At 55.6% G+C, this 14,093-nt stretch carries 14 protein-coding genes; 8 read left to right on the top strand and 6 right to left on the bottom strand.

The features are described from left to right. Positions 1 to 36: 36 nt before the first annotated feature. The 6 genes from rng to csrD all read right to left on the bottom strand — a co-directional run bounded on the left by rng (position 37) and on the right by csrD (position 6,931). Positions 37 to 1,506 (bottom strand): ribonuclease G, encoded by a 1,470-nt coding sequence (rng, locus tag USG84_RS16005; protein WP_008502847.1) that lies wholly within the window; start codon positions 1,504 to 1,506, stop codon positions 37 to 39. Continuing rightward, positions 1,496 to 2,089 (bottom strand): Maf family protein, encoded by a 594-nt coding sequence (locus tag USG84_RS16000; RefSeq protein WP_061096929.1) that lies wholly within the window; start codon positions 2,087 to 2,089, stop codon positions 1,496 to 1,498. Before USG84_RS16000 ends, rng begins: the two co-directional genes overlap by 11 nt. A gap of 9 nt (positions 2,090 to 2,098) precedes the next feature. Then, the gene (mreD, locus tag USG84_RS15995; RefSeq protein ID WP_151412459.1) at positions 2,099 to 2,587 is read right to left on the bottom strand and encodes a rod shape-determining protein MreD; all 489 of its coding nucleotides are present in this window, start codon (positions 2,585 to 2,587) and stop codon (positions 2,099 to 2,101) included. After that, entirely contained in the window at positions 2,587 to 3,603 is a 1,017-nt protein-coding gene (gene mreC / locus USG84_RS15990; RefSeq protein WP_028014605.1) for a rod shape-determining protein MreC, read from the bottom strand. The genes mreD and mreC overlap by 1 nt, the downstream gene beginning before the upstream one ends. 61 nt (positions 3,604 to 3,664) lie before the next feature. Continuing rightward, the gene (gene mreB, locus USG84_RS15985; protein ID WP_000913396.1) at positions 3,665 to 4,708 is read right to left on the bottom strand and encodes a rod shape-determining protein MreB; all 1,044 of its coding nucleotides are present in this window, start codon (positions 4,706 to 4,708) and stop codon (positions 3,665 to 3,667) included. Positions 4,709 to 4,990: 282 nt separating this feature from the next. After that, complete coding sequence (gene csrD, locus USG84_RS15980) at positions 4,991 to 6,931, bottom strand: RNase E specificity factor CsrD (protein WP_061096928.1); 1,941 nt, start codon at positions 6,929 to 6,931, stop codon at positions 4,991 to 4,993. A 182-nt stretch (positions 6,932 to 7,113) separates the two neighbouring features. Here csrD and USG84_RS15975 point away from each other — a divergent pair, with 182 nt between their 5' ends. The 8 genes from USG84_RS15975 (at position 7,114) to panF (ending at position 14,093) form a co-directional block, all read left to right on the top strand. Beyond that, on the top strand, positions 7,114 to 8,088 hold the full coding sequence (locus USG84_RS15975) for an MDR family oxidoreductase (RefSeq protein ID WP_061096927.1): 975 nt from the start codon (positions 7,114 to 7,116) through the stop codon (positions 8,086 to 8,088). Positions 8,089 to 8,165: 77 nt separating this feature from the next. Further along, a complete protein-coding gene (gene msrP / locus USG84_RS15970) occupies positions 8,166 to 9,167 on the top strand; it encodes a protein-methionine-sulfoxide reductase catalytic subunit MsrP (protein ID WP_151412458.1) in 1,002 nt (333 codons plus the stop codon). After that, a complete protein-coding gene (msrQ, locus tag USG84_RS15965) occupies positions 9,168 to 9,767 on the top strand; it encodes a protein-methionine-sulfoxide reductase heme-binding subunit MsrQ (protein ID WP_151412457.1) in 600 nt (199 codons plus the stop codon). 234 nt (positions 9,768 to 10,001) lie between these two features. Then, on the top strand, positions 10,002 to 10,454 hold the full coding sequence (gene aroQ, locus USG84_RS15960; protein WP_028014610.1) for a type II 3-dehydroquinate dehydratase: 453 nt from the start codon (positions 10,002 to 10,004) through the stop codon (positions 10,452 to 10,454). Positions 10,455 to 10,475: 21 nt separating this feature from the next. Further along, positions 10,476 to 10,940 carry an acetyl-CoA carboxylase biotin carboxyl carrier protein gene (accB, locus tag USG84_RS15955; protein WP_008502856.1) on the top strand — a complete coding sequence of 155 codons (465 nt, stop codon included), beginning with the start codon at positions 10,476 to 10,478 and terminating at the stop codon, positions 10,938 to 10,940. Positions 10,941 to 10,950: 10 nt separating this feature from the next. After that, positions 10,951 to 12,300 (top strand): acetyl-CoA carboxylase biotin carboxylase subunit, encoded by a 1,350-nt coding sequence (gene accC, locus USG84_RS15950; protein WP_003860388.1) that lies wholly within the window; start codon positions 10,951 to 10,953, stop codon positions 12,298 to 12,300. 109 nt (positions 12,301 to 12,409) lie between these two features. After that, positions 12,410 to 12,652 carry a YhdT family protein gene (locus USG84_RS15945; protein WP_006178860.1) on the top strand — a complete coding sequence of 81 codons (243 nt, stop codon included), beginning with the start codon at positions 12,410 to 12,412 and terminating at the stop codon, positions 12,650 to 12,652. Beyond that, a complete protein-coding gene (gene panF / locus USG84_RS15940) occupies positions 12,642 to 14,093 on the top strand; it encodes a sodium/pantothenate symporter (protein WP_151412478.1) in 1,452 nt (483 codons plus the stop codon). The genes USG84_RS15945 and panF overlap by 11 nt, the downstream gene beginning before the upstream one ends.

Genomic DNA, 14,093 nt, shown 5'->3' with positions numbered 1-14,093 from the left:
CTCCTTGTCAGCTTTCGTCACGCAGCGTACTGCGTTTTACATCATTACGACGTCAAACTGCTCCTGGTTATAGAGCGGTTCAATTTGTACTTTTACCTGTTTGCCGACAAAGATTTCCACTTCCGCCAGCGCGTGCGACTCTTCGCCTTTCAGCGCTTCAGCCACCGCAGGGGAAGCATAGACCAGAAAACGATCGGAGTCGTAGGCATGATGAACACGGACGATTTCGCGCATAATTTCGTAGCAGACGGTCTCAACCGTCTTTACCGTTCCGCGTCCATGGCAGGTCGGGCACTCATTACACAGCACATGCTCAACGCTCTCGCGGGTGCGCTTGCGCGTCATTTCCACCAGCCCCAGCTGAGAGAAGCCGTTGATGCTGGTCTTCACGCGATCTTTACTCAGCGCCTGCTCCAGCGAGTGCAGCACGCGACGGCGATGGTCTTCATTACTCATATCGATGAAGTCGATAATGATAATGCCGCCGAGGTTGCGCAGGCGAAGCTGGCGCGCAATCGCCTGCGTGGCTTCGATGTTGGTATTGAAAATGGTGTCATCCAGATTGCGATGGCCGACAAACGCGCCGGTGTTGATATCGACGGTGGTCATCGCTTCGGTTTGATCGATGATCAGATACCCGCCGGACTTCAGTTCGACCTTACGCTCCAGGGCGCGCTGGATCTCGTTTTCGACATCATAGAGATCGAAGATCGGCTGACGCCCGGTGTAATGCTCCAGCAGGCCCGGCATTTCCGGGATGTATTCAGCGGTAAACTCCAGCAGCGCTTCATACGTCAGGCGAGAGTCCACGCGGATGCGGTCGAGCTGCGCGTCGGCAAAATCACGCAGCACGCGCTGCGCAAGCGCCAGCTCCCCGTAAAGCTGGTAGCGGGTCTGGTTGCGCTTTTTACGCTCCATCACTTTGGTCCAGACGCGCTTCAGGTAAGCCGCATCCGACGCCAGGTCTTCTTCGCTGATCCCTTCTGCGGCGGTGCGGATAATAAACCCGCCCTGTTCATCGCAGTAGGCGCTGACCACTTTCTTCAGCCGCTCGCGCTCGCTTTCGCTTTCAATACGCTGCGAAACGCCCACGTGCGACGCGCCCGGCATAAAGACCAGGTAGCGGGAAGGTAAGGTAATGTCGGTGGTCAGACGGGCACCTTTGGTGCCGAGGGGATCTTTCACCACCTGTACCATTAAGTCCTGGCCCTGACGCACCAGCTCGGAAATGTCGCGAACGGCAAACTGCTTTTGCTCTTCGCCCGCAACGCACTCGGTGTGCGGCATGATGTCGGAGGCATGTAAAAATGCCGCCTTATCCAGTCCAATATCTACAAAAGCCGCCTGCATACCCGGCAGTACACGACTGACACGACCTTTGTAGATATTGCCTACTATTCCGCGCCGCGCTTCACGCTCAATATGAATTTCCTGAAGAATGCCACCGTCAATATAGGCCACACGGGTTTCCGATGGCGTTACGTTTACCAACAATTCAGCCGTCATAATTATCCCTTCCCTCACGCAGTGAGTTAAAATTGCTCAGCAACTCATACGTTTCCACCAGCGGTAAGCCGACTACGGCGTGATAGCTGCCATTAATCTTCCTGACAAAACAGCCACCCAGCCCTTGAATACCGTATGCACCTGCTTTATCCATCGGTTCACCGCTGGCAATGTAAGCGGCGATCTCGTCGTCGGTAAGCACTCTGAACGTGACATCCGTAACCACCAGGCAATCCAGCACGTGCTGGCTGTCCGCCAGCGCGACGGCCGTCATCACCTGGTGCGTTTGCCCGGACATCTTGCGCAGCATGCGCGCCGCATGGTCGGCGTCATGCGGTTTCTCGAGGACTTCACCGTTAAGGATAACGATGGTATCCGCTCCCAGCACGGGCAGATCGCGCGGCACGCAGGCCACGCCTGCCAGCGCTTTCTCGCGCGCCAGACGAGACACGTACTGCCGGGCACTTTCGCCCTCAGCACGTTTTTCTTCAATGCCGGTCACGATGCGTTCAAAAGAGACCCCTAACTGCGCCAGGAGTTCCTGACGGCGCGGGGAGCCGGAAGCAAGATACAGAGACGTCATAGAAACCTTTTATTGCACAGCAAACTGCTGGCGAACCTTACGCATCAGCAGGAATAGCCACGGCCAGAGCACACCGTTTACTACACTACTCCAGAACACTTCCGGTCGGAAAGAGACGTTGATCACTAAAAACTCTGCCCAGAAAACAACGATATCCGCAGAAAGCGACAACAGCATCACGACCAGGGCCTGTTGCCAGAGCGCGAGGTTACGGAAGAGCTGGAATTTCAGTGCGACGAGGTACGCAATAATGCTCATGGACAGGGCGCGCACGCCCAGCGTAGAGCCACTAATGAGATCCAGTATGGCACCCATCACAAAACCCGTGCCGACATTTACGCGATGCGGCAGGGCAAGGATCCAGTAAAGTAAAATGAGCAAGACCCAGTTTGGCCGGAAAACGAGAATGTTATCCGGCCAGGGCATAATCTGCAGCAACAGTGCAATGAGGAACGAGAGCCAGATGACCCAGCGTCCCTGGCTACGATAGCTTGCCACTACTGCCCTCCCGAAGAGAGTTTAGGCGGTGGCGGCGCATCAGGCTGCGGCTGCGTTAACCCGGTTGCCGGCGCAGGCACGGGCGCAGGCGGCCCCATTGAGTCCGCTGGCGGGAGAACCTGCGGCATCATCTGCATCAGGCGTTCGTTCGCCACGCGATGCACCTCTTCAGGCGTCATCGGGTTAGCACCGTTACGATCGGCGCCCCAGAGCAGCAGAAGGTAGCGCAGACGCTGTAAACCGGCGGTTGGACGGGCCTGAATCACGGTGTATGCACGCTGCGTATCCAGCTTAACCGAAGAGACCACCGCAACCGGGTAGCCCTCAGGGAAGCGTCCACCGAGACCGGACGTCACCAGCACGTCGCCGACACGGATGTCCGTGTTAGCAGGCAGGTGTTCCAGCTGCAGATCGTCCGTGCAGCCGTTACCGGCCGCAATCACGCGGATATCATTACGCAGGACCTGGATCGGCAGTGCGTGGGTGGCGTCGCAAATCAGCAGCACGCGGCTGGTCAGTTTGGCGACGGCAACAACCTGGCCTACTACGCCCTTATCACTGATGACGGGCTGACCTTCATACACCCCGTTCACGCTCCCTTTGTCGATCACAACCTGATCGCTGTAAGGGTCGTTCACGGTGGAGATCACCTGGGTAACCATCTTCTGCTCGTCCTGACGCAGCGGCGAGCCGAGCAGTTCACGCAGACGCGCGTTTTCCTGCTTGTATTGCCCCAGCATCAGCAGTTCGCTGTTTTTCAGCAGCAGTTCCTGGCGTAATGCCCGGTTTTCAAGTTCGAGCTGGTCTCGTGAAGACAACGTTTGAGAAACGGAGTCGAGCAGTTCACGGGGACCATTTGATATAAAGTAGAAAGGACTGACGGCGGTATCCATGTACGTTCGGATCTGGCTGAACGTACCGAGGCGGCTATCGGCAATAATGACGCCAAGCGCAACCAGAACCGCCAGAATGAGGCGAAACTGTAGCGATGGGCCACGGCTAAAAATTGGCTTCATAGGCTATGCGTATTCTCGTGTCAGAGAGAAAGGGTAGCGATTCGCTACCCTTTCACCATGACTACTCTTCGCTGAACAAGTCGCCGCCGTGCATGTCGATCATTTCCAGCGCCTTGCCACCACCGCGGGCGACGCAAGTCAGTGGATCTTCTGCAACTACGACAGGAATACCTGTCTCTTCCATCAACAGGCGGTCGAGGTTACGCAGCAGCGCACCACCACCGGTCAGAACCATACCGCGCTCGGAGATGTCGGACGCCAGCTCTGGTGGACACTGTTCCAGCGCAACCATTACCGCGCTCACGATGCCCGTCAGTGGTTCCTGCAGTGCTTCCAGAATTTCGTTGGAGTTCAGGGTAAAGCCGCGTGGAACACCTTCCGCCAGGTTACGGCCACGCACTTCGATCTCACGCACTTCATCGCCCGGATATGCAGAACCGATTTCGTGTTTGATACGCTCTGCGGTGGCTTCACCGATCAGAGAGCCGTAGTTACGGCGCACGTAATTGATGATGGCTTCATCGAAGCGGTCACCGCCGATACGTACGGAGGAGGAGTACACCACGCCGTTCAGAGAGATAACGGCTACTTCAGTGGTACCACCACCGATATCCACCACCATAGAACCGGTGGCTTCAGAAACAGGCAGGCCCGCACCGATTGCCGCAGCCATTGGCTCTTCAATCAGGAACACTTCACGTGCACCTGCACCCTGGGCAGATTCACGGATTGCGCGACGTTCTACCTGAGTTGCGCCAACCGGCACACACACCAGCACACGCGGGCTTGGGCGCATGAAGCTGTTGCTGTGAACCTGCTTGATGAAGTGCTGAAGCATTTTTTCAGTCACGAAGAAGTCAGCGATAACGCCGTCTTTCATTGGGCGAATAGCGGCAATGTTGCCAGGGGTACGACCCAGCATCTGCTTCGCGTCATGACCCACTGCGGCCACGCTTTTCGGCGAGCCTGCACGATCCTGACGAATGGCCACAACAGAAGGCTCATTCAATACGATGCCTTGTCCTTTTACATAAATAAGGGTATTCGCGGTACCCAGGTCAATGGACAGGTCATTGGAAAACATGCCACGAAATTTTTTCAACATACTAAGGGATAATCCTGAAAGCTGGGGCGGAAAACAAAATCCGCTTACTTTACCAACCACACGCAGCAGCGACAAGGCGCAAAAATCATCTGCAACGGTGAAAATTTGTGCAGTACGTTTCCTGATGTTACAAATTCATCCCCTGACTCCCTCAGGGCTGAGTAAACAGTCGTGTTCCTCACTGACATTTGTAACCCGTTAAAGGTCGTTCACTGGCTTTTTGCTCGACATACTCAAAGCTACAGGCGCGATATTCTACGTGAAAACAACGTAAACGGCAGGTCAAACAGAGTATCTTTGCAAATATTTTTTCACGTTGGTGTCAAGCGGCTGAGAGGCAGCAAAAAAATCGCCCTGACCACCCGTTACCCCGCGCTCTGCTAACATCTGCCATTCGCCTCTGGAGCGCACGCCTGCGGCAAATACTTGCGTTCGCGTTCCCTTACACGCTTCAACCAGACTCTGAACCAGCAGCTGGTTTTCCGTGCGCTTTTCAATATTCCTTACCAGCCCCGGATGTAGCTTTAATAGCTCCACATCCAGCTCCTTGATCCAGCTGGTGCTGACCAGCGTTAAACCAGCCTGCGTTACCGCGACACGGGCACCGAGCGCGTTGATCAAACGGACCACCGGACGCAACCGGCTGATGTGTTGACCCACATCCGCCTCAGCAAGTTCAAAAATAATGCGTTTGCGTTGCGATTTTTCGCATTGCATTAATGTATCACGCAGCCAGCGCTGAAAACGCGGGCGTATTAATGACTCAACGGTGACCTGTAACGCCAGGTTCTCTTCGGGCCAGAATGATAAAAACGGAATCAGGCGTGTAATTTGCTGGCGGTCATACTCTTCCGAGAGCCCAAATTGCAGCACCATCGGCAGATATTCCGCAGAAATAACCTCTTCCGTCCCGTCGAAAATACGGCACATCAATTCACGGTGATGGACATAGCCGTTTTTCATGACCGCCGGTTTTTGATAAATACGTGGCCCACCGCGACTCAGCATTTGCTCAATCAAAGTACGCCAGCGCACGTTTCCGCGCCCTTTTTCCGGCAGCGAGTCATCGTAGACCGCCCATCCGTTCGCCCCCTGCAGCACGGCGTTGCGGGTGGCCGCTTCCGCATGCTCCATCACCTGCTCTGTCGACTGTCCGCCGCGCCAGGCGCAGATCCCCATGTGGACCATATCGTCTCTGTCGAGCATTTTGCTCTGCGGCAGCGCGTCGACGGCCTTAAGCAGCTGGCTGGCAATACTTTCTGATTCCTTCAGCGTGCGGTGCGGCAGCAATACGGCAAAGTCGCTGCGGTGGTAACGGGCCAGCAGCGCGCCCGGATAGCGCATAATAAAGGTGGAAAGGAGGTTGATCAGCGTAAAGAGATTTTCTTCCGCCGCCCGCTGTCCCCATGTGTCGCGCAGCAGATCGAAATCGGGCAGGCGAATCATCATCACCACCCCGTGCGTGCCCACTTTCTCCGGGTCGTCGAGCAGCGTGGCGAGTTGATTGTCAAAGAAAAGGCGGTTGTTAAGGCCGGTTTTATTATCCTGCGCGGCATAAGAGCGGATTAGCGTATCCATACGGCTGCGCTGGTCGCTGGCAAACTGGATCTCTGAGAGCAGCGTATCCAGCGCGCTGCTGGCGCGTGACGGCCATTCATGGACCGAGCCGCGCACCTGCGGGCCGCGTTCACCGTTCAGGATACGCACGGAGCGGTTCTCCAGCAGTTCCTGACCGGAGAGCTGGCGGCGCAGCCAGCGGACCGCGAGAAAAATCAGCAAAATAATGAAGCCGACGGCGACAGTGAGCGGCGCGGTGGTCATCATGGAACGGAAATAGCTGGCCATGGGATCGAGGTAGACCATGTGTATGGTCATCCCCGGATTTTTGAGGGAGTGCACCGTTACTTCCCTATACTGGCTCACCACACCCGCAGGTCGATAGCTGTCCTGCCGTTCATGGCTTAAAACCGCATGCTTTCCCTGCTGAATGTCGACCTGAATTATATCAACCGGCACCATCAGCTCATCCAGCTCCCGGGAAAGCTCAGGAAGCGGAGTGGTCAGCAGACGCGTATCAATCACCGACGCAACGGACTGCACCCGGTTGACCAGTTTGTCCTGGATGGCGTTATAAAAACTCAGAGAGCAACCAAGAAGCGTGACAAAGATGGTAAGCCCCGTCAGCAGGGTGATAAAAGCCGAGAACTTCGTCGTTAATCGCATCCTTGAGATTACTCCGTGGGTTGATGGGGTAGCGAGTAAGCGCTAACTTGCATTTCAAATGCGGCATACTACCAAACCTGGCGTATCTGGCAATTTATTGCGTTAAATCGGCATTGCTTTACCCTGAGCGAGTATAGTCTCCAGGAACTATTTTCCAATCATCTGAGCCGTGAGGACTCCATATGCAGGCTTTAATCCTAGAACAGCAGGACGGCAAAACGCTTGCCTCCGTACAGGCCGTAGAAGAGACTCGCCTGCCGGAAGGCGACGTCACCGTCGACATCGACTGGTCCAGTTTAAATTATAAAGATGCGCTGGCGATCACTGGTAAGGGTAAAATCATCCGAAATTTCCCTATGGTGCCGGGTATTGATTTTGCTGGCCGGGTTCACAGCAGCGAAGATCCCCGTTTTCATGCGGGCCAGCAGGTGCTGCTCACCGGCTGGGGCGTGGGCGAAAATCACTGGGGCGGTCTGGCAACGCAGGCGCGCGTGAAGGGCGACTGGCTGGTGCCTATGCCGAAAGGCATAGATGGCCGCAAAGCGATGATCGTTGGTACCGCGGGCTTTACCGCCATGCTGTGCGTGATGGCGCTGGAAGATGCAGGTATTCGCCCCGAGTCGGGTGAAATTGTCGTGACCGGGGCCAGCGGTGGCGTGGGCAGCACGGCGGTCACGCTGCTGCACAAGCTGGGTTATCAGGTTGCGGCGGTTTCCGGCCGTGAAAGCACGCATGATTATCTGCGTCAACTCGGCGCCAGCCGCATTCTTGGCCGCGATGAGTTTGCCGAGACCCGCCCGCTGGAAAAACAGGTCTGGGCAGGCGCGGTGGATACCGTCGGTGATAAGGTGCTGGCTAAAGTCCTGGCGCAGATGAACTACGGCGGCTGCGTGGCAGCCTGCGGCCTGGCGGGCGGATTTGCCCTGCCAACGACCGTCATGCCATTTATTCTGCGTAACGTCCGCCTGCAGGGCGTGGATTCCGTGATGACGCCTGCGGCTCGCCGTGCAGAGGCATGGGAGCGTCTGGTGCGCGATTTGCCGGAATCTTTCTATACCCAGAGCGCCACCGAAATTACGCTCAGCCAGGCACCTGAATATGCCAGCAAGATCATGGATAACCAGTTCCACGGCCGCGCGCTGGTGAAAATCGCCTAATCTTCAAATTTTCGTGACATATTCGCGCTAACGCTTCTCCTCCGTCATGCTTAGAAAAACGCATGACGGAGGATGCCATGAAAAACCGAAAACTGACGGAAGCCGACGTAACGTCTGAGTCTGTCTTTATGTTACAGCGCCGCCAGATCCTGAAAATGCTTGGCATCAGCGCCACGGCACTGACGCTCTCTCCAGCGGCGCACGCCGACCTGCTCGACTGGTTTAAAGGCAACGATCGCCCAAAGGCCCCTTCCGGTGCCCCGCTTACCTTTACCCAACCCGCCGAATGGCAAAACAAGTTGGCGCTCACGCCGGAAGATAAAGTCACCGGCTACAACAACTTCTACGAATTTGGTCTGGATAAAGCCGATCCTGCCGCCAATGCCGGCAGCATGAAAACCGATCCGTGGACGCTGAAAATCGACGGCGAAGTGGCAAAACCGCTGACGCTGGACCATCACGATCTGACCACCCGCTTCCCGCTCGAAGAGCGTATCTATCGCATGCGCTGCGTAGAGGCCTGGTCGATGGTGGTGCCCTGGGTAGGCTTCCCGCTGCATAAGCTGCTGGCGATGGTTGAGCCCACCAGCAACGCAAAATACGTCGCCTTCCAGACGCGCTACGCCCCGGACGAGATGCCGGGCCAGAAAGACCGGTTCATCGGCGGCGGGCTGGAGTATCCGTACGTTGAAGGGTTACGTCTCGACGAAGCTATGCATCCCCTTACCCTCCTGACCGTCGGCGTTTACGGCAAGGCGCTTCCGCCGCAGAACGGTGCCCCCATCCGTTTAACCGTGCCGTGGAAATACGGTTTCAAAGGGATTAAATCAATCGTCAGCATTAAGCTGACCCGCGAACGTCCGCCGACGACATGGAACCTGGCGGCGCCGGGTGAATACGGCTTCTTCGCCAACGTGAACCCGCATGTGGATCATCCCCGCTGGTCGCAGGCGACGGAACGCTTTATCGGCTCCGGCGGCGCGCTGGACGTGAAGCGCCAGCCCACGCTGCTGTTTAACGGGTATGCGGATGAAGTGGCGTCTCTTTATCGTGGCCTTAATTTACGGGAGAACTTCTGAGTGCGATTAACGGCAAAGCAGATAACCTGGCTGAAAGTGCTGCTGCATTTAGCCGGGATACTTCCTTTTCTGTGGCTGTTCTGGGCGGCCAGCCAGGGCCTCTTTAGCGCCGATCCGGCAAAGGATATCCAGCATTTTACGGGTCGGATGGCTCTGAAATTTTTGCTGGCCACCTTGCTCGTCTCGCCGCTGGCGCGCTACGCTAAACAGCCATTATTGATACGCACCCGTCGGCTTTTGGGGCTATGGTGTTTTGTCTGGGCGACCCTGCACCTCACCAGCTACGCCCTGCTGGAACTGGGAATTAACAATCTGACACTGCTTGGCCGCGAGCTGGTGACTCGACCTTATCTGACGCTGGGTATTGTGAGCTGGGTGGTTTTACTGGCGTTAGCGCTGACGTCCACGCAATATGCGCAGCGAAAGCTGGGCCGTCGCTGGCAGTTGCTGCACAACTTCGTCTATCTTGTCGCGATCCTCGCCCCCATTCATTATCTGTGGTCGGTGAAGATCCTCTCTCCGCAGCCGGTCCTTTACGCGCTGGCGGCCGTGGCGCTTTTAGCATGGCGTTACAAGAAGTTCCGCCAGTGGTTGCGATAGTTCGCGAAACTGTGCGTTTTCCTGCAGATTACCTCTCAACCGCAAATCTTTTTTGGATTGCGGTTGATAATCTTCCCTGATAAGACCAGTATTTAGCTGCCAAATGCTACGAAATCGTTATAATGTGCGACCTTGGTTCGCCTGACAGCGGTTTTGGGCCTCTGAAAAGGTGACATTTGCGCTTCGACGGTATATTTTGTTTTTTACCCGAAAATCGCAGGAGATAGCGGCATAATGACTGATAAGTTCCATATCTTAGTTTTAAACGGACCGAACCTGAACATGCTCGGCACCCGTGAGCCAGAGAAGTACGGCACGCTGACATTGAGCGAAATTGTTAACCGTCTGAGCACGGAAGCGGCCTCGCTGAATGTGGATTTGGATCATTTTCAGTCAAACGCGGAGTACGCAATCATCGACCGTATTCATCAGGCTAAAGACACTGTGGACTATATCCTGATCAATCCGGCCGCGTTTACGCACACCAGTGTTGCTATCCGCGACGCACTGCTTGCGGTGAGTATCCCGTTTATCGAGATCCACCTGAGTAACGTGCACGCCCGAGAGCCGTTCCGCCACCATTCGTATCTGTCGGATATCGCTGCTGGCGTTATCTGCGGACTGGGCGCAGACGGCTATTCATACGCTTTACAGACAGCGGTAAAACGCTTGTCACAATCACACTAAACAAGAGTACGGAACCCACTCATGGATATTCGTAAGATTAAAAAACTGATCGAGCTGGTTGAAGAATCAGGCATCTCCGAACTGGAAATTTCTGAAGGCGAAGAGTCTGTACGCATCAGCCGTGCAGCCCCAGCCGCTAGCTTCCCGGTAATGCAGCAAGCTTACGCTGCGCCAGTGCAGCAGCCTGCGCTTTCCGCAGCCGTTGCGCCAGCAGCAGCCGAAGCCGCACCTGCCGCTGCAGCAGAAATCAGTGGTCACATCGTACGTTCCCCAATGGTTGGTACTTTCTACCGCACCCCGAGCCCGGACGCGAAGGCGTTCATCGAAGTGGGTCAGAAAGTCAACGTAGGCGATACCCTGTGCATCGTTGAAGCGATGAAAATGATGAACCAGATCGAAGCAGACAAATCAGGTACTGTGAAAGCGATTCTGGTCGAAAGTGGTCAGCCGGTTGAATTTGACGAGCCGCTGGTCGTCATCGAGTAACGAGGCGAACATGCTGGATAAAATTGTTATCGCCAACCGCGGCGAGATCGCACTGCGTATTCTTCGTGCCTGTAAAGAACTGGGCATCAAGACCGTCGCTGTGCACTCAAGCGCGGATCGCGATTTAAAACACGTATTGCTGGCGGATGAGACGGTCTGTATTGGCCCGGCTCCGTCCGTAAAAAGCTATCTGAACATCCCGGCTATCATCAGCGCCGCTGAAATCACCGGCGCGGTGGCAATTCATCCGGGTTACGGCTTCCTCTCTGAGAACGCCAACTTTGCTGAGCAGGTTGAACGTTCTGGCTTTATCTTCATCGGTCCGAAAGCCGACACCATTCGCCTGATGGGCGACAAAGTGTCTGCAATCACCGCGATGAAAAAAGCCGGTGTTCCAACCGTACCAGGCTCTGACGGCCCTCTGACCGACGACATGGATGCTAACCGTGCTCATGCTAAACGCATTGGCTACCCGGTTATCATCAAGGCGTCCGGCGGCGGCGGCGGTCGCGGTATGCGCGTTGTGCGCAGCGACGCTGAACTGGCGCAGTCCATCTCCATGACCAAAGCGGAAGCGAAAGCAGCTTTCAGCAATGACATGGTGTATATGGAAAAATACCTGGAAAACCCACGCCACATCGAAATTCAGGTGCTGGCTGACGGTCAGGGTAACGCGATCTATCTGGCAGAACGTGACTGCTCCATGCAGCGTCGTCACCAGAAAGTGGTCGAAGAAGCACCAGCGCCGGGCATTACCCCGGAACTGCGTCGCTACATCGGCGAGCGTTGCGCCAAAGCGTGCGTCGATATCGGCTATCGCGGGGCGGGTACCTTTGAGTTCCTGTTCGAAAACGGCGAGTTCTACTTCATTGAAATGAACACCCGTATTCAGGTTGAACACCCGGTGACCGAAATGATCACCGGCGTTGACCTGATCAAAGAGCAGCTGCGTATCGCAGCCGGTCAGCCTCTGTCCATCAAGCAGGAAGAAGTTGTGGTGAAAGGCCATGCGGTAGAGTGCCGTATCAACGCCGAAGACCCGAACACCTTCCTGCCAAGCCCGGGTAAAATCACGCGTTTCCACGCGCCGGGTGGCTTTGGCGTGCGCTGGGAATCTCATATCTACGCCGGTTACACCGTACCGCCGTACTATGACTCAATGATCGGTAAGCTTATCTGCTACGGCGAAAACCGTGACGTGGCGATTGCCCGCATGAAGAACGCCCTGCAGGAATTGATCATCGACGGCATCAAAACCAACGTTGATCTGCAGATGCGTATCATGAGCGACGAGCACTTCCAGAATGGTGGGACGAACATCCACTACCTGGAGAAAAAACTCGGCCTGAACGAGAAGTAAGAGAACTGTGTTGCTAAAAGGCCGGATTATCCGGCCTTTTTTTATTTCTGGGGATCGCAAAGCCCCATCATGTACAATCCCCGCTTTCTGCATCCACAAGGGACAAAAAATGGACAAACGTTTTGTTCAGGCCCATAAAGAAGCGCGCTGGGCGCTGTGGCTGACCCTTCTCTATCTTGCTGCATGGTTAGTAACTGCTTACTTACCTGACTCCGCTATTGGCATCACCGGCCTGCCGCACTGGTTTGAAATGGCCTGCCTGCTGGTACCGCTGGTGTTTATTCTGCTGTGCTGGGCGATGGTGAAATTCATCTACCGGGATATTCCGCTGGAGGACGATGATGCAGCTTGAAGTCATTCTGCCGCTTGTCGCATACCTGCTGGTCGTGTTTGGTTTATCCATTTATGCCATGCGTAAAAGAGCGACCGGCACTTTCCTGAATGAGTATTTCCTCGGCAGCCGTTCGATGGGCGGCGTCGTGCTGGCGATGACGCTTACCGCGACCTATATTAGCGCCAGCTCGTTTATTGGCGGTCCCGGTGCGGCCTACAAATACGGGTTAGGCTGGGTATTGCTGGCCATGATCCAGCTACCTGCCGTCTGGCTCTCCCTCGGTATTCTGGGCAAAAAATTTGCCATTCTGGCGCGCCGCTATAATGCCGTCACGCTCAACGACATGCTGTTTGCCCGTTACCAGAGCCGCTTGCTGGTGTGGCTGGCGAGCTTAAGCCTGCTGGTGGCCTTTATTGGTGCAATGACCGTACAGTTTATCGGCGGGGCGCGCCTGCTGGAAACGGCGGCCGGGATCCCTTACGAGACAGGCCTGATTATCTTCGGGGTAAGCATCGCGCTGTATACCGCGTTTGGCGGGTTCCGCGCCAGCGTGCTGAACGATACGCTGCAGGGAATGGTCATGCTCATCGGCACGATCGTTCTGTTGGTGGGGATTGTTCATGCCGCGGGTGGACTCACTCATGCGGTGGAAACCCTTGAAGCGATTGACCCGAAACTGGTCTCACCGCAGGGCGCGGATGATATCCTCTCGCCGACCTTTATGACCTCTTTCTGGGTGCTGGTCTGCTTCGGGGTGATTGGTCTGCCGCATACCGCCGTGCGCTGTATCTCCTATAAAGACAGTAAAGCCGTTCACAAGGGCATCATCATCGGGACGATTGTGGTCGCGGTCCTGATGTTTGGTATGCATCTGGCAGGTGCATTAGGGCGCGCGGTGATCCCCGACCTTACCGTGCCGGATCTGGTGATCCCAACGCTGATGGTTAAAGTGCTGCCGCCCTTCGCCGCCGGGATTTTCCTCGCGGCGCCAATGGCCGCGATTATGTCGACCATTAACGCCCAGTTACTGCAAAGTTCCGCTACGATCATTAAAGATCTCTATCTGAACCTGCGCCCTGAGCAGGTTGAAAATGAACGTCGGCTGAAGCGGATGTCTGCCGTCATTACGCTGGTATTAGGCGCTTTGCTGATGTTAGCCGCATGGCGTCCGCCGGAGATGATCATCTGGCTGAACCTGCTTGCGTTTGGCGGTCTTGAAGCCGTTTTCCTGTGGCCGCTGGTATTAGGTCTTTACTGGGAACGCGCGAACGCTGCAGGCGCGCTGAGCGCGATGATTGTTGGCGGTGTGCTGTATGCCATCCTTGCGACATTTAAGATTCAGTATCTGGGCTTCCATCCGATTGTGCCTTCGTTACTGCTAAGTTTACTGGCGTTTGTGGTGGGGAACCGTTTCGGCCAGCCCGCCCCACAACCCGCTATGATTTCTACTGATAAATAA

The organism is Enterobacter sp. 168J2 (genome assembly GCF_034107265.1).
Classification (GTDB): Bacteria; Pseudomonadota; Gammaproteobacteria; order Enterobacterales; family Enterobacteriaceae; genus Enterobacter; species Enterobacter nematophilus.
This window is presented reverse-complemented; position numbering and strand designations above follow the sequence as displayed.

Coding starts and splice junctions, on each gene's coding strand:
- rng (WP_008502847.1), bottom strand. CDS start 1,506: ATGACGGCTGAATTGTTGGTAAACGTAACGCCATCGGAAACCCGTGTG.
- USG84_RS16000 (WP_061096929.1), bottom strand. CDS start 2,089: ATGACGTCTCTGTATCTTGCTTCCGGCTCCCCGCGCCGTCAGGAACTC.
- mreC (WP_028014605.1), bottom strand. CDS start 3,603: ATGAAGCCAATTTTTAGCCGTGGCCCATCGCTACAGTTTCGCCTCATT.
- mreB (WP_000913396.1), bottom strand. CDS start 4,708: ATGTTGAAAAAATTTCGTGGCATGTTTTCCAATGACCTGTCCATTGAC.
- csrD (WP_061096928.1), bottom strand. CDS start 6,931: ATGCGATTAACGACGAAGTTCTCGGCTTTTATCACCCTGCTGACGGGG.
- USG84_RS15975 (WP_061096927.1), top strand. CDS start 7,114: ATGCAGGCTTTAATCCTAGAACAGCAGGACGGCAAAACGCTTGCCTCC.
- msrP (WP_151412458.1), top strand. CDS start 8,166: ATGAAAAACCGAAAACTGACGGAAGCCGACGTAACGTCTGAGTCTGTC.
- aroQ (WP_028014610.1), top strand. CDS start 10,002: ATGACTGATAAGTTCCATATCTTAGTTTTAAACGGACCGAACCTGAAC.
- accB (WP_008502856.1), top strand. CDS start 10,476: ATGGATATTCGTAAGATTAAAAAACTGATCGAGCTGGTTGAAGAATCA.
- accC (WP_003860388.1), top strand. CDS start 10,951: ATGCTGGATAAAATTGTTATCGCCAACCGCGGCGAGATCGCACTGCGT.
- USG84_RS15945 (WP_006178860.1), top strand. CDS start 12,410: ATGGACAAACGTTTTGTTCAGGCCCATAAAGAAGCGCGCTGGGCGCTG.
- panF (WP_151412478.1), top strand. CDS start 12,642: ATGCAGCTTGAAGTCATTCTGCCGCTTGTCGCATACCTGCTGGTCGTG.